We start from the raw sequence: 22126 nt of genomic DNA on the forward strand, positions 1-22126 counted from the left end.
TGGATCCGTTGCGATCCGGGGCCCCACGGCCGTTCTCGCCTCAGACGGTGTCCGTCGCGGCGAGCACCGCTATCCGGCGGCGGCCGGGGGAGAGGGCGGCGACGCCGTAGTCGGTGAAGGCGTCGTTGCAGAACCACTCCGCGTCCGACTCGAAGTGGAACCACGTCGTCTGCCGGACGTGCTGCTCCACCTCCTCCGCGCTCGCGTCCGCCGGGGTGCCGCTGAGGGCCGCCAGGGACTTCCAGGCCCACAGTCGGCCGAACGCGCCGTGTGCCCCGCTGTTGCCGACCGACGCGGTGGCGAAGAGCAGGGACCAGATCTCGTCGGCGGGGCGGCGGGCGATCTCGAAGCGGCCCGTGGTGCCGAGCCCCTCGACGCAGCCCATCGGCAGGGTGGGCAGCAGTGCGGGGACCCGGTCCGGCTCCACTTTCTCGTCCGTCCCGAAGACCCAGGCCTCCGAGTGCCCCCAGCCGCCCGCCTCCGGGGCGGAGATGATCGCCTCATGCAGGTCGAGGGTCGCGATGTCCACCAGGGCCGACCGCTCTTCCGTACGGGGCGTCGGCGGGTCCACCCGGCCCTCGGTCGGCAGGGTGGTTCCCACGGGGTGTCCGCTGCCATTGATCGAACGGCTGGGGAGGACGACGCGGGTCTCCAGGCCGCTGCGGTACGGCGGCAGCCACGTCAGCGGATGCCCGTGGGTCACGCGCTGCCAGTCGGCCATCGCCGGGAACGCGTCCACGTCCACGTCCCGCAGGATCAGTTCATGGAAGAGGCAGATGCACAGCTCGTCCAGCCGGCCCTTCGCGTCGTGCTCGGAGAGCGGGCCCACCAGGTCGGCCGCTTCCCGGTGCTCCGCCAGGAGCGAGGCCACGAAGCGGGGCGCGAGGCCGACCCCCGGGGCCTGATCCCGGGTGAACAGCCGCAGGAGCTGGGTCAGGCTGTCCTGGCCGGGGGTGATGGCCAGCACCCTGACGAGGTGCGCGAGCTGGCGCTCGTGCTCACGCTTCTGCTCGGCCGCCGCTTCGATCCGGCCCGTCAGCTCCACCGCCAGGTCGGCCACCTGGCGGGAGTCTCCCTGGGCGGCGCGCTGTTCGGCGGTGTGCCAGGCGAAGCGGCCGCGATCGTCATCCGTGTCGTCCACGGTCGCTCACTTTAGGCGGACAGCGCGGCCGTTGATGGTCCAGACCTTGACAGGTCCAGACCAATGCGGTTTGGCTGGTGATCCCCATGTCGGCCTGCCGGGGCGCTCGGTGTGCCGCGCCGAAGGAGTGAGCAGCTCTGTACCGCATCGATCGCTTCACGAAGTTCCTGGCCGTGTCGGCCGCCCTCGCCGCCGCCCTCGTGACGGCGGTCCCCGCCGCCTCCGCCACCGCCCCCGCCGCCGAGCCCTGCGCGCCGCTCCACAGCGCCACGGCCGACTACCGCGCCGGCGACACCGTCTCCCATTACGGCCGCAACTGGAGCGCCAAGTGGTGGACCCGGGGCGAGAATCCGGGTGCGGGATCCGCCTGGGCCGACCGGGGTGCCTGTACGGGCGGGGTGTCCGACTTCGTCATCGGCGAGGCGGAGTTCGACGCGATCTTCCCGGACCGCGACCCCTTCTACACGTACCAGGGCCTGATCGACGCCCTGCACGCCTACCCGCGCTTCGCCAACGTCGGTACGCCGCAGACCCGGGCCAGGGAGGCGGCGGCGTTCCTGACGCACGCGGACTTCGAGTCGGTGGGGCTGAAGTACGTCAAGGAGATCAATGAGGAAAACTACTGGCGCAAGTGCGACGACACCCAGCCCTTCGGGTGCCCGGCGGGCCGTGAGGCGTACTACGGGCGCGGCCCGATCATGTTCAGTTGGAACTTCAACTACAAGGCCGCCGGGGACGCCCTCGGGCTCGACCTGCTGAACGACCCGTGGCTGGTCGAGCGGGATCCGTCCGTCGCCTGGGCCACCGCCCTCTGGTACTGGAACACCCAGAACGGCCCCGGCACCATGACCTCGCACGACGCGATGGTCGGCGGCGCGGGCTTCGGCGAGACGATCCGCTCGCTCAACGGGGCCCTGGAGTGCGACGGCGGCAATCCGGAGTCGGTGGCCGCGCGGGTGGAGCGGTACGAGCGCATCACGGGCCTCGTCGGGGTGGCCCCGGGGTCCGGGCTCACCTGCTGAGCCTGTCGTGGGTGCGTCCGCCGGGTGGCCGGAACCGTCCGCATGCTGGGCGGGCCGGAAGATTTTACCTTCGGGTCCGCCCCGGTTCGTGAGTGATCCGGATGGACTCCCTCCGGAATAGGGGCTGTTGAGAGCGCTCTTGACGCGCACGTTCAGGGCGGCCGCGGCCCGGACCGGTGGAACCTGCGCCCACTCCGAGGATGGTCTAGACCTTGACAGGTCCAGACCATCCTCGCTTGAGTGTCGGCACCCCCACGGCGGCGCACGGCCGGACGTCGCGCCGCGTCTAAGGAGTGTGATCACGTGATTCGACGTGTCATGGCCCTGCTGGTCGCGCTCGGCGCGATCGTCGCGGCGCTCGTCGTCCTCCCCGCCGCCACCGCGCAGGCCGCCACCTGCGCCACGGCCTGGAACTCCTCATCGGTCTACACCGGAGGCGGCACCGCTTCCCACAACGGCCGCAACTACACCGCCAAGTGGTGGACCCAGAACGAGACGCCGGGCACCTCCGACGTCTGGGCCGACAACGGCGCCTGTGGCGACGGCGGCGGTGAGGAGCCCGGTCAGAACGACGGATTCGTCGTCAGCGAGGCCCAGTTCAACCAGATGTTCCCGAACCGGAACGCCTTCTACACCTACCAGGGCCTGACCAACGCCCTGGGCGCCTACCCGGCCTTCGCCAACACCGGCAGCGACGAGATCAAGAAGCGGGAGGCCGCGGCCTTCCTCGCCAACGTCAGCCACGAGACCGGCGGGCTGGTGTACATCAAGGAAGTCAACGAGGCGAACTACCCGCACTACTGCGACGCGAGCCAGCCCTACGGCTGCCCGGCCGGCCAGTCCGCGTACTACGGCAAGGGCCCCATCCAGCTGAGCTGGAACTTCAACTACAAGGCGGCCGGTGACGCGCTCGGCATCGACCTGCTGAACAACCCGTACCTGGTCGAGCAGGACGCTGCCATCGCCTGGAAGACCGGCCTCTGGTACTGGAACACCCAGTCCGGCCCCGGCACCATGACCGGCCACAGCGCCATCGTCGACGGCGCCGGCTTCGGTGAGACCATCCGTTCCATCAACGGTGCGATCGAGTGCAACGGCGGCAACCCGGCGCAGGTCCAGAGCCGGATCGACACGTTTACCGCCTTCACCCAGGTCCTCGGCACCACCACCGGCTCGAACCTGAGCTGCTGACCCCACCCGAACGGGGGGTGCGTCCGGCTCACGCCGGGCCCCCCCGTTTCGGCGCTCACCCCAACTGCGGCTTCACCGACATCAGCAGATGCCGGTGGGTGTCCGTGCCCGCCTCGTCCGTGATCATCGCGCGCTGACCCGCCCCCAGCAGCAGGAGACGCAGCGACGGATCCGTGAACGTGGCCAGGGCGTCCGCCAGATACCCGGGGTTGAAGGACACGGTCAGCTCCTCGGCCCCCTCCAGGGCGGCCGGCAGCCGCTGGGAGGCCACGTCGTCCTCGTAACCCGCCCGGAGCGTCACGGAGTCGTCGGCGCGGGAGAAGGCCATCTGTACGGGGCTGTCGCCGTCGGCGACGACGGAGACCCGCTTGACGGCCTCCGTCAGCCGGGCCCGGTCCACCACGGCGACGGCCGGGTCCTCCATCGTGAACAGCTTCTCGTGGCGCGGCAGCCGGCCCTCGAGGAGTCGTACGGTGGTCCGCATCCCGGCGTGCTCGAAGCCCGCCGAACCGGCGTCCAGGGCGACGCTCACCAGCCCGGCCCGGCCCAGCGAGCGGGCGATCTCGGTGAGGCGGCGGGCGGAGACGATGACGTCGGCGCTCTCGGCGGGGGCGGTCGCCTTCCACGGGAGGGTCCGTACGGCGAAGCGGTACCGGTCGGTCGCGGCGAGCGTCATCGTGTCGCCGTCGAGCCCCAGCCGGATCCCGGTGAGCGCGGGCAGCGTGTCGTCGCGCCCCGCGGCCACCGCCACATCGGCCACGGCCGCCGCGAACAGCTCCGCGTCCACCGCGCCCCGGACCTGCGGCAGCGCGGGCAGCGCCGGGTAGTCGTCCAACGGCAGCACGGAGAGGCCGAACCGGGCGCCGTCGCCCGACACCGTGAACCGCGAGCCCTCCACCGCGCACTCGACGGGGCCATCGGGCAGCACCTTGCAGATGTCCAGCAGCCGCCGTCCCATGACGAGCACCCGCCCGGGGCGCGGGACCTCGGCGTCCACGTCGATGTGCGCGGACGCCTCGTAGTCGAGGCCGGAGATCCGCAGCCGTCCGCCCTCGCCCCCGGCCTCGCCCTCCGTGTCCAGCAGCAGGCCGCCCAGCACCGGGACCGGTGACCGTACGGGCAGGACGCGGGCCGCCCAGGCCACGGCCTCGGTCAGGGCACTGCGTTCGATGCGGAACTCCATGGGGCGCCTTTCCTCGGACGTCGAAAGCCGGAAGCCGGAAGCCGGTAGCCGGAAGCCGGGAGCTGGTAGCTGGAATCCGACTCCTGCGTACGACGTTAGAAGGCACCACTGACAATCGGGCCCGGGCGGGAAACAGGAACGCGGGAACCGGCGACAGCGACCACCCCCGTGAGCCGCTGCCGCCGTGTTCCCGCTCCTGTGTTCCGGCGTTCCCCCGTCTCCCCCGACGTGCCGGAACACGTTCGGACGATAGAACGGGGGGTAGGGAGACCGGGAGATTCAATACGCCCAGTGGGGCGGCCACGGGGGTATCAGTCCGCACAGTCGGGCGGGTGGGTGGTCCACCGCCACCGCGGCTGTGTCCTGGGCGGGAACGGGGAACGGGTGCGAGCACGGGAGCGTGCGGACGATCTTCTGCGGATGCACCGGCTGGCCCGCGCCGGCGGGACGGACGGGCTGCTGCGCTGGCTGGCCGGGCGGGCGGAGGGGTGGGCCGGGCTCGTCGGGCCGGACGGGACGGTGCTGCACGCGGCGGCCCGTACGGCGCGGGCGGTGGTCCCCGATGTCGCGGGCCTGGTCGCCGAGAGCGCGAACGCCCTGACGGAGCGCGGGGCGCGGGCATACTCCCTCGACACCGGCGCGCACACCGCCCTGTTGTTCCCCCTGAGCACCGACGACCCCGCCGCCCCGGTGCTCGTCGTCGTCGCGCCCCGCCCGGTGGCCGCCGGGCTCGCCACGCTGCTGGCCGACGTGGTCCTGCCGCTGGCCCTGTGCCGGCAGGCCGAGACGCTGGAGCGCAGGCGCCGCCGGGTGGACCTCGCCGAGTCCCGGGGGCGCGAGGCGGTGCTGCACCTGCTGATGACGGGCCAGCTCTCCATCGCCCAGCAGGTCGCCGGTGCGCTGCGCCCCCGGCTCCCCGATCCGGTACGGGTGTGTGTCGTGGAGTGCTCCGGCGACAGGCGTGATGGGCGCGATGGGCGCGATGGGCGCGACAGGCGCGACAGGCGCGATGGGCGCGACGAGGTGGTCCAGGTCTGCGTGGACGCGGACGGCGGCCGGTCCTGGATCGTGCGGTGCCCCGTCTACGCTCGCCACCTCATCCTCGTGATGCCCGCCGACGAACAGGGCCGGGACGCCGTTCCGACCGACGAGGCCGTCGCCGACCGGGTGGGCGACTGTGTGGTGGGCGTCAGCGAACCCGTACCGCTGGCGGACACCGCGACCGGTTACCGGCAGGCCTTCCACGCCCTGGCCGTCGCCCGCGAACTCCCCACCCGGCACGCCCGGTTCGGGGTCTCGCCGGATCCGGCGCTCGTCGTCGGACCGGCCGGCCGGCAGTGGGCGAACGAGCTGCTGACCCCGCTCCTGACCCATGTGCCGCGCCGCGCGCAGGACCCCGGGAGCCAGGAGCTGGCGGCCACGGCCGCGTCCTGGCTGGCGTTCTCGTCGCATGCCACCGACCACCTCAAGGTCCACCGCAACACCCTGGCCGCCCGCCTGAAGCTCATCGGTGATCTGCTCGGCCTCGACCTGCACCGGCTGGCCGACCAGGCCGCCCTCGACCTGGCGCTGCGCGTCCGCGCCACCCCCGCCCCGGCGTGCACCCCCGAGCCCGCCCCGTACGCCACCACCGGATCCGGTACGGGAGAGACGGCGCGGGACCTCGACGCCATCCTGCGGCGCCCTGCCGTACGGGACTGGGCCGACCAGCAACTGGCCCCCGTCATCGGCTCCGAGGAGACCCTGCGCACCTGGTTGCGCTGCGAGGGCCGCCTCGGGCCGGCCGCCGCCGAGCTGGGTATCAGCGTGCCCGGCACCCGCAAGCGGCTCACCCGGCTCGAAACGGTCCTCCAGCGCTCGCTGCTCCGGCCCCCGAGCGCCCGCTACGACCTGTGGCTGGCGCTGCGCGCCCGCGATCTGGCGGCGCCGGTCTAGGAGGCCTCGTCGGAGCGCGGTCGCGCCCACAGGGGTCCGTCATCCGCCGCAGCACGACGAACCGCCCCTCCGCCCCTGCGCCACCTCGCGTCCGAGCGGGGTCAAGGCGTGCACCACCTCGCCGCCCCTGCGCGTACTGGTGATGAGCCTCGCCCTGCGCAGCACCGACGCGTGCTTGCTCGCGGTCCCGATCGACACACCGATCCGCAGGGCCAGTTCGCCCGTCGCGCACGGCGAGGCCAGCGCACGCAACGCCATGGCCCGGGTCCGCCCCAGCAGTTCGGGCAGGCCCCTGTGCGGGTCCCCGACTCCGGAGCTGCGGCTCGCCGGGTAGACCAGCACCGGTGGCAGGTCGGGATCGATGAGGGTGACGGGACGCCCGGTGCAGAAGAAGGACGGGACGAGTGAGATACCCCGGCCGCGCAGGTGGAGGTCACCGCTTCGCGGATAGTCGGCGACCAGCGTCGGCGGCTCCCAGCGGATCGACGGCGACAGTGTGCTCAGTAATCGTTCGGCTCCGCCTTCCAGCACGTCCCGGCTGTGGTGCGCGCGGTCGGTGTGCACCACATCGTCGATCACGTGCAGTTGGGGGGCCAGGAGTTCCCGGAAGTACGTGACGATGGCGCCGTCGAGCTCCTGCCGGGCGGCGCGGTCGCCCTCCGCGAGCTGCCGGAGCCATGAGGACGGGGTGCGCTGCCCGAAGCATGCGGAGAGCTCGGTACGGAGGCGAGCCGCCGGGGTGGTGAGCATGAAGTCACGGGCGGCCTCCATCCCGTCTCTGTGCGGTGGCGGGGTGAGGAAGTCCGGGAAGTCTCCTCGGGCCGGCACCAGCGTGGTGAGCAACCGGATCGGACCCCTGAGGTCGCTTCTGGCCAGCCGCTTTCGTACGTGCCGCAGCCACGGCGCGTGTTCGGATGCGGGCTGCCGGGCCTGCAGGGTGTGCAGGCTGTTGACCATCTCCCACATGAGGTCGGGACGGGTGGTCACGGTGATGCGTGCCAGGTCGTCTGCCGTGAAATGGATACGGAGTGCCATAAATCCCCCCGAATGAACGTATCCGTTTTCCCTGTGCTGAAAACCCCTGGATCGGTCTTCCCGGGCCTCCTCATCATCGAAGTAGCTCGTAAACGAGCGCTGAACGAACGCACGAACGACCTGAAGGGGGAACACGCGCATGCGTCAGATTCGGAGCACCATCACGAGGACAGCCATGGCCGCCACCGCGCTCGCCACCGGCGCCGTACTCACGCTGGGCGGATCGGCCAACGCGGCGGAGGCTGCGGGCACGATCCACGGCTGCCCGTCCGGCGCCGTCTGTCTGTACCCGGGCGCGGGCTGGAACGGCGACAAGCCGAGCCACGCGTTCTACTCGTACGGGACCCACAAGATCTACAACCAGATCGGCAAGAAGCGCTGGTTCAACAACCAGACCGGCGGTGCCAAGGCGTACCGGTGCACGGGCTCCAACGGCACCGGCTGCGGGGGCAACCAGAGGGCCGGCACGTACCACGACTACAACTTCACGCCGATCAATTCCGTGAAGCTGGCGAAGTAGCGGACCAGCGACTTCGGCGTCTGCGGCGTGCCTACGGGGCTCTCAGCAGACGCCGAAGTCGCGCCATCCGGGCTTGAACCGGGGCCAGCCGGCCTTGTCGGACCAGTCGTCGCGGTCCTCGCGCATGGTGATCCGGTCGTTCTCGCCCCGCTGTCCCGTGGCGTGGCCGACGACGCCGTCGCCCTCCGACTGGAACAGGTGGAGTTCCGAGCGGCCGTCGCGGTCCTGGTCCGTGGCCCGCAGCCCGTACACGACGGTCGTGGACGTCACGTCGACCGTGCCGGTCCGCTCGCTGCGCAGATCACGGTCGAGCGGACCGTAGTGCACCTCGTTCACGACCATGTTGTGCACCGGATCGTCACCCTGGTGCGCCTGGCTGTAGAAGAGGGCCAGATCCAGATAGCCGTCGCCGTCGAAGTCGCCGAAGGTGCCCTTGGTGACCATGTCTTCCTTGGTCGCGCCACGCAGCTTCTGCCAGAATCCGCGTGCGGCACCGGGGTTGACGGTGGTGCGGTCCGAACCGCGCTGGAACACCACGTGACTTGAGCCGTTACGTTTCGGATCGCGGATCAGGTCGAGGTGCCCGTCCGCGTCCACGTCGGCGCGCAGCGTCGTGTCGTCGACCGCGCAGATCGCCTGCGGAGCATGGTCGCCCGGCCCGCCCGGTCCGCCGCCCCACAGGAGCCACCACCCGCCGACGGAGGCGAGGACGAGTGCGGCTCCCGCGACGACGGCTGTCCTCCGGATGCCGATCAGCCCGTCCAGCCGAGGAACGCCGACCAGGCGTCGGGCGCGACGGCGAAGGCGGGCCCGTCGGGCACCTTGGAGTCACGGACGTGGACGGCGTGGGGGCAGGCGGCGACCTCGATGCACTCGCCGCCGCCCGCGTTGCTGTAGGAGGACTTGTGCCAGTCGAAGCCGACCTCGATGCAGTTACCGCCGCTGTCGCTGCTGTAGCTCGACGTGAACCACCGGAGGGTGCTGCTCATTCCTTCACTCCTGCCAACCGCTTGATGAGGTCCAGCGATTCACGAGGACCCAGGGCCTGTGACCGGATCTTCGCATAGCGCTGAGCGTACGTGCTCACCTTTGCCGGGTCGCTGATGAGCAGGCTCTCCTCCTGCGCCTCCAGATAGACGAGATGCTCATGCGCTGGAGTCTCCACCAGGCTCATTCCACCGTGACCGGCCGCGTACTCCCCGTACTTCCCGGCGTCCATGGGCAGCACGAGCAGCGTGACGTTGCGACGCCGTGCGCACTCCACGAGATGGAGCAACTGCTCGCGCATGACCTCCTCGCTGCCGATGACCCGGCGCAGGACGGCCTCGTCGATGATGACCTCGATCATCGGGAGCGGGTCCCGGTCGAAGAGGGCCGCGCGGGCCATCCGGAGCTGGACCAGCTCCTCCACGCGCTCGTCGGAGAGCGGCGGGTATCCGCCACCGATCAGCGCCCGCGCGTACGCCTCCGTCTGGAACAGCCCGTGGATGACGTTGGTGACGAACAGCTGAAGACTGACCGCCGCCTCCTCCAGCAGTGCGTAGTCCTGGAACTGCTCCGGCAGCCGCTCCATCCGCATGTACCGCCGGGCCGTCAGGAAGACGCCGGTGCCGTTGCCCAGGACCCGTTCCAGCTCGACCAGCATGGCGTCGCTGGCGGGCTGCGCGCAGGTCTCCATCGCGCTGACCGCCGCCGCCGAATAGCCGAGCTCCTGGCCCTCCTGTTCCTGCGTCCACCCCCGCTGGATACGCATCATGCGTGCCATTTCGGCCACCATGAGCGCCGTCGGGCTAGCAGTTTCCTTGTTCTCAGCACTCGCCATCACACGATCTCTTTTCGACTCAACCGAACTCAACCGGTCACTACTCGAAACCGTTGAACTCAACTCCACTCCAGTGGAGTTCGCGCAGCTCAACGGCTATGCGACGCACCTCGGCAGGCATGGATAACGCTAGGTGATGGGGGTCACAATCGTCCCGTGAACGCACTTAATGGTGGGCTGAGAGCTGAATGGATTCCGGACTCCGGATTTCACCTCCGCAAGGCGGGCGTGCAATTCGACGCCGTTCGTGTGGACGGCGACGACGGGCGGCGGCTGGCCGATCTGATGGAGGAGCTGGTCGGCGGTGAACCGGGGCCCGTCGTCTCCGAGTCGAACGGCCGGCGCGGGGTGTACTTCCTCGTCCCGGCGGGGTCGACGGCCGGGCGGCCCTGGCCGCGCGGGGCGACGACCTTCAACGCGGCGACCGGCCGGATCAGTTACGTACCCGTCCCGGCGCTCGGGGGTGACACCTGGCCGCTGATGTGGCGGTACCCGCCGTCGCGCACGGGACGGTTCGTGCACACGCTGATCCTGTTCAACGCGGCGTACGCGTTACTGAGTTGAGCGCCCCAGATAGGTCGCGGGCCCGGGGTCCGTGACCGGGATCTCGTGGAAGCCGAGACGGTCGTAGAAGGCACGGGCCTTGGTGTTGGCGGTGAGCATGCCCAAGTGGACCGCTTTGACGTCCTGCTCGGCGAGGGCGGCGAGGAAGGTGTCCATGAGCCGTCGTCCGTGCCCCGCTCCCTGGTGGCTCGGCAGCAGGTCGATGTGCAGATGGGCCGGATAGTCGGCCAGCTCCGGCCGGATCATGTGCTCCGGGTGGTGCATCAGGGAGGTCATCGCCTCGGCGGGGGTGGCCGGTTCGCGTACGGGGGCCGGGTAGCGGTCGGCGAGGCCGGGGAGCCATTCGGCGCGGTAGCGGTCGACGAAGGACGCGGTGTCCGCCGTACCGATGATGTAGCCGACCGCGCGCCCGCCGTCCTCCACCACGAAGGCCAGGCCCGGTTCCAGGGCGGCGTAGGGCGCCGCGAAGATGTTCGGCAGCAGGCTGGGGTCCGGGTAGAGATGGCGGGCGTCCTCGCCCGCGTCCCCGGTGCGTACGCAGATGTCGAAGAGGGCCTCGCGGTCCTCGGGGCGGTACGGACGCAGCACGGGCGGCGGCGGAGGAGTCATGCGGGGATCCTTCAGGCTGCGGGAGCGCTCCCGCAAGGGGTTTCCCGCCAGTCCTGGCCGGTTCTCGGTCCGCCGACTCCCCGGGGCGGGGTCGGGCTTGACACTAAAGTGCATGAGCGTGCAACCTTCTGGTCGTCCGTCAACTCCTGCCGCTCTGCCGGGGGAAGTTGTTGCTTGCGCGATCAATGACCTGGAGGTCTGCGCATGGCTGATCCCGTGAAGATCAAGATCTGGTCCGACTACGTCTGCCCCTTCTGCATGCTGGCCGAAGGCCCTCTCGAAGAGGCGATCGACGAGGTCGGGGCCGAGGTGGAGGTCGAGTGGATGCCGTTCGAGCTGCGCCCCCACCCCCAGCCCACCCTGCGGCCGGAGGACGACTACCTGCCCGACATCTGGAAGCGCGCCGTCTATCCGATGGCCCGCCGCCTGGGGGTCGACATCACGCTCCCCGACGTGTCTCCCCAGCCGTACACCGCTCTCGCCTTCGAGGGCTACCAGTACGCGGCCGAGCATGACCTGGGCACCGCCTACACCCGGCGGATGTTCCGCGCCTTCTTCCAGGAGAGCCAGGACCTGGGGCAGGTCGACGTCCTCGTCGCCCTGGCCGGTGAGGTCGGCCTGGACGAGGACGGGTTCCGGGCCGCGCTGGCGGACGGCACCTATCGCGCCCGGCACCAGGAGGCGCTGCGGGAGGCGGCGGCCCACCGGGTGCAGGCCGTTCCCACCATGCTCATCGGCGACACCCGGATCGAAGGCGTTCCGCGTCCCGCCCAGTTGCGCAAGGCGATCCTGGACGCCCAGGCGCAGCAGGCGGAGGACGCCGCCGTCTACGGCGCCGCCTGCGGTATCGACGGGAGCTGCTGAGTTGCCCGGCACCCATCCCGCGCTCTCCGCCTGCCGGTTCGCGGGACTCGAACTGTGCAACAGATTCGCCGTCGCCCCCATGACCCGGGTCTCCGCGACCGAGGACGGCCGGGCCACACCGGAGATGGCCGACTACTACGCGGCCTTCGCCGAGGGCGGCTTCGGACTCCTCATCACCGAGGGGACCTACACCGACCGGGCCTTCAGCCAGGGGTACCTGCACCAGCCCGGCATCACGGACGAGGCCCAGGCCGCCGCCTGGCGGCCGGTGGTCGAACGGGCGCACGCCGCCGGGGCGCGCGTCGTCCTGCAGCTGATGCACGCCGGGGCCGTCTCGCAGGGCAACCGGTTCCGTGACCGGGCGGCCGGACCCTCCGCCGTACGGCCGTTGGGGGAGCAGCTGGACAAATACCGCGGCAGCGGCCCCTGGCCCGTACCGATGGAGATGACCCGCCGCCAGATCGCCGAGGCCGTCGACGGCTTCGCCGCCGCCGCGGTCCGCGCCCGCGACGCCGGCTTCGACGGCGTGGAGATCCATGCGGCCAACGGCTATCTGCTCGACCAGTTCCTCACCCCGTACACCAATCTGCGCACCGATGAGTACGGCGGTGACGTCGAGCAACGCCTGCGGCTCGTACGGGAGGTGACGGCCGAGGTCAGAGCCGCGACCGGGAGCGGATTCACGGTCGGTGTCCGCCTCTCCCAGGGGAAGATCAACGACCCCGCGTGGCAGTGGCCGGGAGGGGACGCCGAGGCGCGCGCCGTCTTCACGGCGGCCGCGACCGCCGGGGCCGACTATCTGCATCTCGCGGGCAGCGGACGGGACTGGTTCCCGGAGGGGCGGACGCTTCCCGCGCTCGCCCGGACGGTCACCGGGCTCCCCGTCATCGCCAATGGCGGGCTGCACCGGGACGCGGTGGCACGGCGCGTCCTGGACGAGGGGCACGCCGACCTCCTGGCGATCGGGACGGCCGCGCTGGCCAACCCCGACCTGCCGCGCCGGGTGGCCGCGGGCACGGACCGGGCGGCGTTCGACCCCCGGCTGCTGGAGCCGCTGGCGACGTTGGGCAACGCCCGGGCGCACGCCACCGCTTGACAGTTGTTAGATGCACATGCAAGATTAACCCCACGAGCCAAGCTTTCTGCGGCGCCTTACGGGAAACATTCCCTTGCATGTGCAGGCAACTGAACGATACAGGGCAACTCGGGAGACGAACCGCTCATGGGTACACACGAAAGCGAACTGATGGGCCACGCCCACGAAGCGATCCGGCTCAGCCGTGAGCACGTCGCGCAGGGGGGCATCCCCTTCTCCGGCGTGGTCGTGGGCGGCGGACGGATCCTGGGGACCGGCTTCAACCGGGTCCGCGAGGACAACGACCCGACCGCACACGCCGAGGTCGTCGCCCTCCGGGAGGCCGCCGCCAAGCACGGGATCCGCTCCCTGGCGGGAGCCACCCTGATCGCCTCCGGTGAACCCTGTGCCCTGTGCTACCTGGCGGCGCGCTACGCCGGCATCGGCCACATCGCGCACGCCGCCGACCGCAGGACCGCCGCGCAGTACGGCTTCGACTACACGAGCACGTACACCCTCTTCGCCGAGGACCCGGCGGACTGGCCCATCAAGGTCACGGCGCTCCAACTCCCCGAAGCGGAGCAGCCGTTCCAGGACTTCCTCACCCTGAGCCGCGCCGCGCGATAGCGCGTCACACCTCACTGCTCCACACCCCGCTGCTTCACACCCCACCGCTCGACACCCCACCGCTTCTCACCGCACGGAAGGACTTCCCATGCACTGGCTCTACCTCGCCATCGCCGTCGCCTTCGAGATCCTCGTCGCCATCGCCGCCGGAAAGGCCGAGGGCTTCAAGAACCGCAAGTGGACCGGCATCACCCTGGCCAGCGGCGCCGCCGCGACCTTCTTCCTCAGCAAGGCGCTGCTGACCTTCGACGTCGGCGTCGGCTACGCCCTGTGGACCTCCGTCGCGGGCGTCGGTATCACCGTCCTCGGTGCGCTGTTCTTCGGCCAGCGTCTGAACACGAACAAGGCGATCGGCATCCTCCTCGTCATCGGTGGCGTCGTCGGCCTGCAGCTGAGCGGTTCCGCCTGAGCCCGGAGCGCGACTCCCGGCCCCTCCCACGCAACCACCTGACGACACCCCTGAGAGAGGACTCACCTCCCATGTCCAACGCAGCCAAGAGCTCCACCAACGCCTGGCTCTCGCTCCTGCTCGCCGGAGTCTTCGAGATCGGGTACGCGCTCGCCGTCGGAGGCAGCGAAGGCTTCACCGTCCTGACCTGGTCCCTGGTCGCGGTGGTGTTCTTCCTGCTGACGCTCTACGCACTGAGCCTCGCCCTCCGCACCATCGACGTGAGCATCGGCTATGCCGTCTGGGCGGGTATCGGCGCGGTCGGCGCCGCGGTCCTCGGCCCGCTCTTCTTCGACGAGACCCTCACCCTGGCCAAGGGCATCTGGCTGGCCGTCATCATCGTCGGCGTCATCTGGCTCAAGCTCGCCGACCGGACGAAGCCCGAGGCGGCGCCCGCCGGGACCCAGGAGTCCGGGCAGCTCGCGGACCGTCCCAGCCCGGTTCAGGTCTGACGTCCGTCCCGACGCTCCGACCGTACGCCCCAGGCGCCCGCTTCCCTTCCTGGCCTTCTCCGGCAAGGGCAGCAGGCGCCTGGGGCGTTGGGCGTGCCGTCACTTCGCGGTTCTGCCGCCGTCCACCGCGAGGGCGGATCCGGTGGTGAACGACGAGGCGTCCGAGCAGAGCCAGGCGGCGGCGCGGGCGATCTCGGCCGGATCGGCGAGGCGCTGCTGGATCGCCTTGCCGCCGAAGCCGGCCCGCACGGAGGGCCCGCCCGCGAGGACGCCGTCCATCATCTCCGTATCGGTGCTGCCCACCACGAGGGCGTTGACGCGGATGCCGAACGCGCCGTACTCGGCCGCCGCCGCCCTGGTCAGGCCGAGGACCGCGTGCTTCGCGGCCACATAGGGGGCGGAGGCGGAGGTGGCGCGGACGCCCGCGACGCTGGAGGTGTTGACGACCGAGCCCGCACCGGCCGGCAGCATGGCGGGGATCTGGGCGCGCAGACAGTTCCACACACCGCGCAGATTGACGTCCATCGTGCGCTCGAAGACGTCCTCGGGGAGTTCGTGCAGGACCGTTCCCGCGCTGGCGTAACCGGCGTTGTTGAACGCGCAGTCGAGCCCGCCGAACCGGTCGACCGCCGTGGCGACCGCCTGGTCCATGTCCGCCCGGACGGTGACGTCGCCCGGTACGGCCACGGCCCGGCCGCCGTCCTTCCTGATGCGCTCGGCGACCTCTTCGACCAGGCCGGCCCGGCGGGCCACGAGCACGACGGCGGCTCCCTCGTCGGCGAAGTGCCGGGCCGCCGCCGCGCCGATTCCGCTGGAGGCGCCGGTGATCAGCGCCACCTTGCCGGGCAGCAGCGGTCCGCCCGGCGTCACGCGTACGTTCCCTGGCCGGCCGCGGACAGCGCGTCGCGCCAGGAGGTGTCCGAGCTCGACTCCCGGCTCGTCTCCCGGCTCATTTCCCGGTCGATCCGGTGCAGCAGGGCGTCGTCGAGCTCGTCGAGGCCGCCGATCATGTGGCGTACGCCCGACTCCCGCATGAGCGCGCGCTGGTGGCTGTGGACGAAGTCGGAGGGGCGGCCGACGAAAGCGGTGCCGAGATCGCGGGCCACGTCAGCGACCCGGGCGACGTCGTCGACGAAGAGGGCCTGGGCGGGGCGGAGTCCGAACACGTCCTCGGTGATCTCCCGGAGGCCGGGGCGGAAGTCGTTGGTGCAGACGTAGCCCGGCCCGTCGAACAGGTCGGCGTAGCGGCCCAGATGGTGGTCGAAGTGGTCCTTGCCCAGGCCGCCGTAGCAGACCGTGAGCAGGCCCGCGGCGCGCAGCCGGAGGAGCAGGTCGCGGGTGCCCGGCGTGATCGTGACCGGGTGGCGGTCTAGGTGGGCGGCGCGGTCCTCGAAGTAGGCGGCGAGCGCTTCCTCGCCCGTCATGTCGCCGCCCACGGCGGCCGAGAGCAGCCGGCCGGCGATGTGCTGCGGCTGGGAGAATATGGAGCGTTCCAGCTCGGCGGAGTACGTACCGCCTCTGCTGACGATGAAGTGGTGGATGACCGGGCTGAAGGTGTCGTTGAGCAGGACACCGTCGATGTTCAGGGCGGCCAGGCGCAGGGAAAGCATGCGGCTCCGTAGTGATCGTCGTAACGGACGGGGCGGGCAGGGCAGTCGGGCGAACTGGTCGAGCTGGTCGGGCTGACCGAGCCAACTGGGCTGGTCGAGCCGGTCGGGCTGGTCGGGCTGGTGGGGCTGTGCGGTCAGGGTGCGTCGGTCGGCTCGGACGGTGCGGGCCGTTCCGGCATCAGCGCGACGCCGCGGGCGGGGGTCGCGTCGGCACGGATGATCACCGACGGGACCGCTAGGCCCGGGAGGAGCAGGTTCCACATCTGCTGGGTGCGCTCGGGAAGGTCCTTGCGGCCGCTGATGACGTTGGAGTACATCTGCATCCCCGTACAGGCGGCGACCACGAACTCCGCGACCACGGCCGGATCGATGCCCGGCTGGAGTTCACCCTCGTCGCGCGCCTCGTGCAGACAGCCGGTCATGATCCCGCGGAAGTTCTCGTACGGGTCGGCGTTCAGGGAGCCGCCCATGGCGGCCTGCTCGTTCGTCAGCCGTACGCCGGCCCGGAGCAGCGGGTCGCGCTGGAGCTGCCACGACCACACGAGGGTGAGGTCGATGAGCCGCTGCAGACCACCGGCGTCGAGCAGCGGGACGAGGGTCTCCGGCTGGCTGTTCATGACCGTCTTGGCCAGCTCCTCCTTCGAGCCGAAGTGGAAGTAGAGCGCCCCTGCCGTCACACCGGCGCGCTTGAGGATGCGGGTGATGCTGGCCCCCGCGTAACCGAACTCGTCAAAGACCTCTGCGGCGGCGTGCAGGAGAACGCGGCGGGTCTGCTCCGCCCGTTCTTGCTTCAGTTGCGCCATATCTCTCACCTTCCCAAAAAGAATGCTCCTTACGTTACCCGAGCCGACCGGGGTCGTAGCAAGTCCGTTATGGTGAAGTTGAGTTGGCTATAGGACCAAATCATCCTCCAGGAAAATCAAAACGCCACACCCTCTTGACTCGGGAAAACAGAAGGATCATTATTTTTGAGCCGGGTACACGGAGTTGCCTGCACGCATCGCTGTGTAGTCACCCGCATCAGCTACCGATCTTGGGGGGCCAAGTTGTCTGTTTCTGTCCTGAGCCGTGAAGTCCAGCCGGTCCAGCAGTCGCAGGTGCACCAGTGGCAGGTGCACAAGCTTCGGAGTGAGGAAGTCCTGCTCACGGCGTGGGCCGAGCAGGCCCCGGGGCGCTATGTGGTCACGGGGCGCTGGCCGCGGGGGCACGCCTTCTACCGGCCGTCGCGGGGTGCGTACGATCCGATGCTGCTCGCCGAGAGCGTGCGCCAGGCGGTGCCGCTGCTGTCCCACGCCGTGCACGACGTGCCGCGCGAGTACAAGCAGGCGTGGGAGCACTTCAGCTTCTCGGTCGACCCGCTGGCATCGCTGGTGACCACCGTCGACGAGGAGGTGCGCCTGGTGGTGACCTGCTCGGACGTGGTCCGCCGCGGCAGCAGGTTCGCCGGCATGACGATGGACATCGAAGTCCACCTGGGGGAGCGGCGGATGGGCACCGCGCACACCCGTTTCAACAACCAGCCCGCGGCCATATACCGGCGGCTGCGCGGGAGTTACGCGGACGTCGACGCCGCACTCGCGAACTGCCTCCCGGCGGGCCCGCCCGTGGATCCGCACCGGGTGGACCGGATCTCCCCGGAGGATGTGGTGCTCTCACCGGCGCTCTCCGGTGCGCCCGGCCGGTGGATGCTGCGGGTGGACCCCACGCACCCGGTGCTGTTCGACCACGCCGTCGATCACGCGCCCGGCATGCTCCTGCTCGAAGCCGCCCGGCAGGCGGCGCACGCCGTCGGTGGCGGCTCCTCGGCGGTCCACGGGATGACGACGCACTTCGCGCGGTACGTCGAGCTCGACGCGCCCGCCGTCGTCGTGGCCGGCGAGCCGGTCCCCGACGGCGCGGGCCGGCGCCGTGTGGCGGTGTCGGTCGAGCAGCACGGCGTCCGGGTCTTCAGCTCCGAAGCGACGATCTAGGCAGGCCCCGGGGAACGTCCGGACACGGAGCGGCGGGCGGCCCGTACCCCCTCGGGAGGAGTACGGGCCGCCCGCCGTCGGCCGTCAGGCCCGCACCGGCTCCGGCATCGGCTCCGGAAGCTCCTCGTGCACCGTGACCGCGACGTGCACCGAGGCCGGGACCGCGAAGCTGGCCTCGTACCCGGGGGGTGCGAGCAGCTGCCGCACCCGCCAGCCGAGCGGCTGACCGGTGAGATCCAGCCGGTTCATGACGGCGGCCATGCCCTGACCGGTCGCCTTGGCCATGGCCTCCTTACGGGTCCACAGGCGGGCGAAGTCCCGGACGAGTTCGTCGTCCGGGCGGCCGCCCAGCCACTCCTGCTCCTTCGGGTGGAGGAACGGCAGATAACCGGCGACGGATTCCGGGGTCGGCCAGGACTCGATGTCGATGCCGATGGTGGCCTCGGCGACCGCGATGGCGACCTGGTCCCCGCTGTGCGACATCGAGAACTCCGGCGGTTCGCCGCCCCGGTCCGGATCGCGGACGGCCGGTCGTCCGTGCGCCCCGCCGCAGCCGGGACACGGCTGCCGCAGGAAACCGACGCTGCCGGGGGAGCAGCCGAGCGAGGACCCGAGGACGCTCCGCAGCGCCCAGTGGGCGAAGGCGTAGGCCTCCCGGCCGGCCTGCTGCGGTATCGAGGCCAGCCGGCTCCGCTCCTTCTCGTCGAGCCAGTCGGGCGGGTCCCCGCCGGGTGCGAGACGCTGCCCGGCCGGGGCCCGCACGATCCAGATGGAGACCGGATCGAGGACCTCTCCCGGAGGCGCGTCGGACCACTTGAGGTCGTGTGTCATATCGATACGGCTCCTGGTGGTGGGGGTGGCGGGAACCCGGCCGGCCTCCCGCCACGGGTCGGATCAGGCGGTTGCCGCGAGCAGCGGCCACGGGCCGGTCATGGCGTGCTGCTCCAGGTCCTCGGAGGCGAGATAGCGCCGGAACCCCGGCACCTGCTCCGCCGGGCGCAGCGCCCCGCGGTACAGCACCAGGCCGCGCACACCGGCCCCGTCGTCGTGCCAGCACACGAGCGGGATGTGGTACTCCGGCGTATCGCAGGTCTCCTGCACGGCGGCTTGGTAGCCGTACGCGGGCAGCATGCTCATCGGGCCGCGCCCGCGCCCGCGCCCGCATGCTCGCGCGCGCCCTCGGGGCGGACGCCGAACAGCGCTCCGTACTCGGTGATCCGCGCGGCCGCCCCGGTCCCGCCGGCGAGGTGCAGCGCGTGCCAGAAGAGCACCTGGTTCGCGGTGAGGACGGGAAACCCGAGCCGCTCCTCCAGGCCGGCGATGGTGCCCACGGCGCGAATGCCGTTGCCGGCGACCAGCACCGCCTGCGGCCGCTGCGGGGCGACGGCGGTCTCGATCCACTGCACCAGCGCCTCCGGAGTGATCAGTTTCTGGTTGCTGGGGAGGCCGCAGGGGGCGTGGTGGACGACGTCGAAGCCCCGCCCGTTGAAGTAGGAGGCGCCCAGCGCCGACAACTCGTCGTCGAACCACGGCGGGTTGACGAGCGCGATCCTCTCCGCGCCCAGGGCGTGGAAGCCGGCCGCGGCCGCGTGGGTTGTGCCGGTGAGCGGGATGCCCCGGGTCCGCTCCGCGAGCCGCTCGAAGAGCTTCTGCTCGCCGTCGGCGCCCAGGACATAGGCCGAGCTGGTGAACCCCAGGGCGATGGAGTCCAGCGGGGCGGCGGCGAGCAGCTCGACGGCGTCGTCGATGAAGGGCGGGTCGATGAAGGCGCGCACCGGGTCGTGCGGGATCTTGGGGTCCATCTCGCCGCCGGGGCGCATCGCCCCGAAGTGGACGCGTGAACCGTGGATGGAGACGTCGCGCGGCGCCATCGCCTGGAGCTCGGACTCGGGCCCGACGTCCGCGTGCGGAACGACGACTCCGACACGGGCGGCCACGGCCCAGCCGTCCTCACGGGCCTGGAACTGCGTCATGGGGTGCTTCTCCTCGTCTGCTGTGGCGATGCGGGTACGGGTCTGACCGAGCGGCTCAGGCGGCTTTGCCGGCTCCGTCGGCTTCGTCGGCGAGCGAGCCGCCGCTGACGGTGCCGGTGCCGCCCTCGTCCAGGAACTTCGGGTGCTTGCGGCGCATGTTCTCCATCACGAACGCGTACGGGACGTCGTCGAAGTCGCCGTGGTCGGTGAGGAACTCCATGCTCTGCCGCCCCTGAGCGTCGAAGGGGTGGTAGAGGCTGTCGGAGCGGCCGTCGAACTCCAGCGGGGTCATGCCGTACAGCCGGCACAGGAGCTTGTTGAAGACCGGGGTCACCTGGAGCCAGCGGCCTTCGAGGTACACGGTGGCCAGGCCGTGGAAGAAGACGTCGCCGCCGATGTAGGAGCGCAGCCGGTCGGAGGCGAGGTGGTTGCGGACATCGCTGTAGTGCAGCCGGGCGGGGATGCCCACGGCGCGGCAGCAGGCGGCGTAGAGCACGGACTTGTGCAGGCAGAAGCCCTTGCCGCCGGCGATGATGCTGGACGCCTTCAGGCCCTCCGGCGACAGGTCGGCGCCGTAGACCTCGTAGTGGATGCCGTCGCGCACCGCGTAGTAGAGGGTGACGGCGAGCTCGACCTGGGTGGCGGTCTCGCGGTCGGTCCCGTCCAGGGCCTTGTCGACGAAGGCCTTGACGCGCTCGTGCTCGTGATCGAGGAAGTCGGTGGCCGCCGTGAGGCGGGCCAGGTCGTCGGCGGCCGTCTGCTCGGACGGGGCGGGGGCCAGGGTGTCGGTCATGAGGTGCCTCTCGTCACAGGCCCATGAGGGCGGCGATGCAGTTGCGCTGGATCTCGTTGGTGCCGGAGTAGATGGAGCCGGCGGTGGCGTTGCGCAGCTCGCGCTCGATGCCCGTGTCGGTCAGATAGCCGCGGGCGCCGAAGATCTGGATCGCGTGCTGGGCGGTGAGCTGGTTGGCCTCGCTGACGACGATCTTGGTGGCGGCCACGTCCGTCGAGGCGTCCTTGCCCTGCTCGACCTTGCGGCCGGTGTCGTACAGCCACTTGCGGGCCGTCTCCACGGCGATCTTCATGTCCGCGATCTTGTGGGCGACGGCCTGGTTCTTGCCGATGGCGCTGCCGAACTGCTGCCGGGTGGTGGCGTGTTCGACGACCCGCTTCAGGCGGTGGGTCATCTCGCCGAGGTTGACGGCGAAGGAGAAGAGGACCTCCCGCTTCATCACGTGGTCCATGATCAGGAAGCCGGCGCCCTCGCTGCCCAGCCGGTTGCCGACGGGCAGCCGCACGTCCTCCAGCGTGACCTCGCTGATCGGGGAGGTGCGCAGCCCCATCGTCTCCAGCGGCTCGCCGACCGTGAGGCCCGGTGTGGAGCGCTCGGCGAGGAAGGTGCTCAGCCCGAAGGCGCCCGGCTTGCCGGTGCGGACGTAGAGGAGGAAGAGGTCGGCGACCGGGGCGTTGGTGATGAACATCTTGCCGCCGTTGAGGACGTACACGTCGTCCTCGCGGACGGCGGTGGTCCGGATGTTCATCACGTCCGAGCCGTGGCTCGGCTCGGTGATCGCGTGCGCGGTGATGGCCTCGCCGGAGGTCACGCGCGGCAGGTAGCGGCCGCGCAGCTCCTCGGAGCCGAACGCCTGGAGGGGGATGCCGACGCTGACGATCTGCGTGGACGCCGAGAAGTTCAGGCCGGCGTCCCGGCTGGTGTGGCCGAGGCCCTCCAGCGCGGCCATGGTCTCGGTGAGCGTCCGGCCGGCGCCGCCGTACTCCGGGGCGAAGGGGAGGGTGAAGAGCCCGGACCGCTGGAGCGGCTTCCACTTCTCGTGCGGGAACTCGCCGGCGCGGTCCCAGCGGGTGACGTCGTCGTTCAGCTCGTCGCCGTAGGGCGCGGTCACGCCGTAGGTGTCTGCGGGCTTCTCTGCTGCCATGGGTGTTCTGCCTTGCCTTTCACGGGGCACGGGGCACGGGGCACGGGGCACGGGGCACGGTCGCGGGGGGCGGGGGCCCCCCCGCGCCGCCCCCCCCCCCCCCGGGGGGGTCGCTGGGGGGGGGAGCCCGCCCCGGGCAGCCCGAGCA

The 22126-nt window shown here is 70.9% G+C and carries 26 protein-coding genes; 11 read left to right on the forward strand and 15 right to left on the reverse strand.

Annotated elements, in window-relative coordinates; translation table 11 throughout:
- Positions 1-40: 40 nt before the first annotated feature.
- The gene (locus ACIQPT_RS07350) at positions 41-1141 is read right to left on the reverse strand and encodes a DUF6183 family protein (RefSeq protein ID WP_401153500.1); all 1101 of its coding nucleotides are present in this window, start codon (positions 1139-1141) and stop codon (positions 41-43) included.
- Positions 1142-1314: 173 nt separating this feature from the next.
- On the opposite strand from ACIQPT_RS07350, the gene ACIQPT_RS07355 reads away from it, so the two are divergent.
- Positions 1315-2163, forward strand: a complete 849-nt coding sequence (locus tag ACIQPT_RS07355; protein WP_401153501.1) for a glycoside hydrolase family 19 protein — start codon at positions 1315-1317, stop codon at positions 2161-2163.
- A gap of 303 nt (positions 2164-2466) precedes the next feature.
- A complete protein-coding gene (locus ACIQPT_RS07360; RefSeq protein WP_401153502.1) occupies positions 2467-3354 on the forward strand; it encodes a glycoside hydrolase family 19 protein in 888 nt (295 codons plus the stop codon).
- Positions 3355-3409: 55 nt separating this feature from the next.
- Here ACIQPT_RS07360 and dnaN read toward each other — a convergent pair whose 3' ends face one another.
- Positions 3410-4537 (reverse strand): DNA polymerase III subunit beta, encoded by a 1128-nt coding sequence (dnaN, locus tag ACIQPT_RS07365; RefSeq protein WP_401153503.1) that lies wholly within the window; start codon positions 4535-4537, stop codon positions 3410-3412.
- A 420-nt stretch (positions 4538-4957) separates the two neighbouring features.
- On the opposite strand from dnaN, the gene ACIQPT_RS07370 reads away from it, so the two are divergent.
- Positions 4958-6472, forward strand: coding sequence for a helix-turn-helix domain-containing protein (locus ACIQPT_RS07370; protein WP_401153563.1), 1515 nt, complete (start codon positions 4958-4960; stop codon positions 6470-6472).
- A gap of 39 nt (positions 6473-6511) precedes the next feature.
- Here ACIQPT_RS07370 and ACIQPT_RS07375 read toward each other — a convergent pair whose 3' ends face one another.
- The gene (locus tag ACIQPT_RS07375) at positions 6512-7507 is read right to left on the reverse strand and encodes an ArsR/SmtB family transcription factor (protein ID WP_401153505.1); all 996 of its coding nucleotides are present in this window, start codon (positions 7505-7507) and stop codon (positions 6512-6514) included.
- Between the two features lie 139 nt (positions 7508-7646).
- On the opposite strand from ACIQPT_RS07375, the gene ACIQPT_RS07380 reads away from it, so the two are divergent.
- On the forward strand, positions 7647-8027 hold the full coding sequence (locus ACIQPT_RS07380; protein WP_401153506.1) for a hypothetical protein: 381 nt from the start codon (positions 7647-7649) through the stop codon (positions 8025-8027).
- A gap of 42 nt (positions 8028-8069) precedes the next feature.
- Here the strand turns inward: ACIQPT_RS07380 and ACIQPT_RS07385 are convergent, their stop codons facing one another.
- From ACIQPT_RS07385 to ACIQPT_RS07395, 3 genes are all read right to left on the reverse strand, one after another.
- Positions 8070-8624 carry a hypothetical protein gene (locus tag ACIQPT_RS07385; RefSeq protein WP_401153508.1) on the reverse strand — a complete coding sequence of 185 codons (555 nt, stop codon included), beginning with the start codon at positions 8622-8624 and terminating at the stop codon, positions 8070-8072.
- A gap of 155 nt (positions 8625-8779) precedes the next feature.
- Entirely contained in the window at positions 8780-9016 is a 237-nt protein-coding gene (locus ACIQPT_RS07390; RefSeq protein WP_401153510.1) for a DUF397 domain-containing protein, read from the reverse strand.
- The gene (locus ACIQPT_RS07395; protein ID WP_401153511.1) at positions 9013-9849 is read right to left on the reverse strand and encodes a Scr1 family TA system antitoxin-like transcriptional regulator; all 837 of its coding nucleotides are present in this window, start codon (positions 9847-9849) and stop codon (positions 9013-9015) included. Before ACIQPT_RS07395 ends, ACIQPT_RS07390 begins: the two co-directional genes overlap by 4 nt.
- Positions 9850-10005: 156 nt before the next feature.
- On the opposite strand from ACIQPT_RS07395, the gene ACIQPT_RS07400 reads away from it, so the two are divergent.
- Positions 10006-10413, forward strand: coding sequence for a hypothetical protein (locus ACIQPT_RS07400; RefSeq protein ID WP_401153513.1), 408 nt, complete (start codon positions 10006-10008; stop codon positions 10411-10413).
- On the opposite strand, the gene ACIQPT_RS07405 is transcribed toward ACIQPT_RS07400, so the two are convergent.
- On the reverse strand, positions 10402-11022 hold the full coding sequence (locus tag ACIQPT_RS07405; RefSeq protein ID WP_401153515.1) for a GNAT family N-acetyltransferase: 621 nt from the start codon (positions 11020-11022) through the stop codon (positions 10402-10404). The genes ACIQPT_RS07400 and ACIQPT_RS07405 overlap by 12 nt on opposite strands.
- 204 nt (positions 11023-11226) lie before the next feature.
- On the opposite strand from ACIQPT_RS07405, the gene ACIQPT_RS07410 reads away from it, so the two are divergent.
- The 5 genes from ACIQPT_RS07410 to ACIQPT_RS07430 all read left to right on the forward strand — a co-directional run bounded on the left by ACIQPT_RS07410 (position 11227) and on the right by ACIQPT_RS07430 (position 14488).
- The gene (locus ACIQPT_RS07410) at positions 11227-11886 is read left to right on the forward strand and encodes a DsbA family protein (protein WP_401153517.1); all 660 of its coding nucleotides are present in this window, start codon (positions 11227-11229) and stop codon (positions 11884-11886) included.
- A gap of 1 nt (position 11887) precedes the next feature.
- Complete coding sequence (locus ACIQPT_RS07415; protein ID WP_401153519.1) at positions 11888-12982, forward strand: NADH:flavin oxidoreductase; 1095 nt, start codon at positions 11888-11890, stop codon at positions 12980-12982.
- 126 nt (positions 12983-13108) lie between these two features.
- Complete coding sequence (locus ACIQPT_RS07420; protein ID WP_401153520.1) at positions 13109-13588, forward strand: nucleoside deaminase; 480 nt, start codon at positions 13109-13111, stop codon at positions 13586-13588.
- Positions 13589-13676: 88 nt separating this feature from the next.
- Positions 13677-13997, forward strand: a complete 321-nt coding sequence (locus tag ACIQPT_RS07425; RefSeq protein ID WP_352239762.1) for a multidrug efflux SMR transporter — start codon at positions 13677-13679, stop codon at positions 13995-13997.
- Between the two features lie 71 nt (positions 13998-14068).
- Positions 14069-14488, forward strand: coding sequence for a DMT family transporter (locus ACIQPT_RS07430; RefSeq protein ID WP_401153521.1), 420 nt, complete (start codon positions 14069-14071; stop codon positions 14486-14488).
- A 99-nt stretch (positions 14489-14587) separates the two neighbouring features.
- On the opposite strand, the gene ACIQPT_RS07435 is transcribed toward ACIQPT_RS07430, so the two are convergent.
- The 3 genes from ACIQPT_RS07435 to ACIQPT_RS07445 form a co-directional block, all read right to left on the reverse strand.
- A complete protein-coding gene (locus ACIQPT_RS07435; RefSeq protein WP_401153523.1) occupies positions 14588-15358 on the reverse strand; it encodes an SDR family NAD(P)-dependent oxidoreductase in 771 nt (256 codons plus the stop codon).
- On the reverse strand, positions 15355-16098 hold the full coding sequence (locus tag ACIQPT_RS07440; protein ID WP_401153525.1) for an HAD family phosphatase: 744 nt from the start codon (positions 16096-16098) through the stop codon (positions 15355-15357). Before ACIQPT_RS07440 ends, ACIQPT_RS07435 begins: the two co-directional genes overlap by 4 nt.
- Before the next feature lie 134 nt (positions 16099-16232).
- Positions 16233-16901 (reverse strand): ScbR family autoregulator-binding transcription factor, encoded by a 669-nt coding sequence (locus ACIQPT_RS07445; RefSeq protein WP_401153527.1) that lies wholly within the window; start codon positions 16899-16901, stop codon positions 16233-16235.
- Positions 16902-17144: 243 nt separating this feature from the next.
- Here ACIQPT_RS07445 and ACIQPT_RS07450 point away from each other — a divergent pair, with 243 nt between their 5' ends.
- A complete protein-coding gene (locus ACIQPT_RS07450) occupies positions 17145-18068 on the forward strand; it encodes a ScbA/BarX family gamma-butyrolactone biosynthesis protein (RefSeq protein ID WP_401153529.1) in 924 nt (307 codons plus the stop codon).
- An 84-nt stretch (positions 18069-18152) separates the two neighbouring features.
- On the opposite strand, the gene ACIQPT_RS07455 is transcribed toward ACIQPT_RS07450, so the two are convergent.
- From ACIQPT_RS07455 to ACIQPT_RS07475, 5 genes are all read right to left on the reverse strand, one after another.
- Positions 18153-18899, reverse strand: a complete 747-nt coding sequence (locus ACIQPT_RS07455; protein ID WP_401153530.1) for a 4'-phosphopantetheinyl transferase family protein — start codon at positions 18897-18899, stop codon at positions 18153-18155.
- Between the two features lie 63 nt (positions 18900-18962).
- Positions 18963-19205 carry a DUF6253 family protein gene (locus tag ACIQPT_RS07460; RefSeq protein ID WP_401153532.1) on the reverse strand — a complete coding sequence of 81 codons (243 nt, stop codon included), beginning with the start codon at positions 19203-19205 and terminating at the stop codon, positions 18963-18965.
- Entirely contained in the window at positions 19202-20041 is an 840-nt protein-coding gene (locus tag ACIQPT_RS07465) for a maleate cis-trans isomerase (RefSeq protein ID WP_401153534.1), read from the reverse strand. The genes ACIQPT_RS07460 and ACIQPT_RS07465 overlap by 4 nt, the downstream gene beginning before the upstream one ends.
- A 55-nt stretch (positions 20042-20096) precedes the next feature.
- The gene (locus ACIQPT_RS07470; RefSeq protein WP_401153536.1) at positions 20097-20834 is read right to left on the reverse strand and encodes a transglutaminase family protein; all 738 of its coding nucleotides are present in this window, start codon (positions 20832-20834) and stop codon (positions 20097-20099) included.
- A gap of 13 nt (positions 20835-20847) precedes the next feature.
- The gene (locus ACIQPT_RS07475) at positions 20848-21978 is read right to left on the reverse strand and encodes an acyl-CoA dehydrogenase family protein (protein WP_401153538.1); all 1131 of its coding nucleotides are present in this window, start codon (positions 21976-21978) and stop codon (positions 20848-20850) included.
- Positions 21979-22126 lie beyond the last annotated feature (148 nt).

This window comes from Streptomyces sp. NPDC091289 (assembly GCF_044757365.1).
Taxonomy (GTDB): domain Bacteria; phylum Actinomycetota; class Actinomycetes; order Streptomycetales; family Streptomycetaceae; genus Streptomyces.

Excerpts from the sequence above, each read along its gene's own strand:
- ACIQPT_RS07430 (WP_401153521.1), top strand. The coding sequence starts at position 14,069 with ATGTCCAACGCAGCCAAGAGCTCCACCAACGCCTGGCTCTCGCTCCTG.
- ACIQPT_RS07425 (WP_352239762.1), top strand. The coding sequence starts at position 13,677 with ATGCACTGGCTCTACCTCGCCATCGCCGTCGCCTTCGAGATCCTCGTC.
- ACIQPT_RS07375 (WP_401153505.1), bottom strand. The coding sequence starts at position 7,507 with ATGGCACTCCGTATCCATTTCACGGCAGACGACCTGGCACGCATCACC.
- ACIQPT_RS07395 (WP_401153511.1), bottom strand. The coding sequence starts at position 9,849 with ATGGCGAGTGCTGAGAACAAGGAAACTGCTAGCCCGACGGCGCTCATG.
- ACIQPT_RS07410 (WP_401153517.1), top strand. The coding sequence starts at position 11,227 with ATGGCTGATCCCGTGAAGATCAAGATCTGGTCCGACTACGTCTGCCCC.
- ACIQPT_RS07440 (WP_401153525.1), bottom strand. The coding sequence starts at position 16,098 with ATGCTTTCCCTGCGCCTGGCCGCCCTGAACATCGACGGTGTCCTGCTC.
- ACIQPT_RS07390 (WP_401153510.1), bottom strand. The coding sequence starts at position 9,016 with ATGAGCAGCACCCTCCGGTGGTTCACGTCGAGCTACAGCAGCGACAGC.
- ACIQPT_RS07420 (WP_401153520.1), top strand. The coding sequence starts at position 13,109 with ATGGGTACACACGAAAGCGAACTGATGGGCCACGCCCACGAAGCGATC.
- ACIQPT_RS07370 (WP_401153563.1), top strand. The coding sequence starts at position 4,958 with ATGCACCGGCTGGCCCGCGCCGGCGGGACGGACGGGCTGCTGCGCTGG.
- ACIQPT_RS07380 (WP_401153506.1), top strand. The coding sequence starts at position 7,647 with ATGCGTCAGATTCGGAGCACCATCACGAGGACAGCCATGGCCGCCACC.
- ACIQPT_RS07445 (WP_401153527.1), bottom strand. The coding sequence starts at position 16,901 with ATGGCGCAACTGAAGCAAGAACGGGCGGAGCAGACCCGCCGCGTTCTC.
- ACIQPT_RS07475 (WP_401153538.1), bottom strand. The coding sequence starts at position 21,978 with ATGGCAGCAGAGAAGCCCGCAGACACCTACGGCGTGACCGCGCCCTAC.
- ACIQPT_RS07405 (WP_401153515.1), bottom strand. The coding sequence starts at position 11,022 with ATGACTCCTCCGCCGCCGCCCGTGCTGCGTCCGTACCGCCCCGAGGAC.
- dnaN (WP_401153503.1), bottom strand. The coding sequence starts at position 4,537 with ATGGAGTTCCGCATCGAACGCAGTGCCCTGACCGAGGCCGTGGCCTGG.
- ACIQPT_RS07465 (WP_401153534.1), bottom strand. The coding sequence starts at position 20,041 with ATGACGCAGTTCCAGGCCCGTGAGGACGGCTGGGCCGTGGCCGCCCGT.
- ACIQPT_RS07460 (WP_401153532.1), bottom strand. The coding sequence starts at position 19,205 with ATGAGCATGCTGCCCGCGTACGGCTACCAAGCCGCCGTGCAGGAGACC.
- ACIQPT_RS07455 (WP_401153530.1), bottom strand. The coding sequence starts at position 18,899 with ATGACACACGACCTCAAGTGGTCCGACGCGCCTCCGGGAGAGGTCCTC.
- ACIQPT_RS07470 (WP_401153536.1), bottom strand. The coding sequence starts at position 20,834 with ATGACCGACACCCTGGCCCCCGCCCCGTCCGAGCAGACGGCCGCCGAC.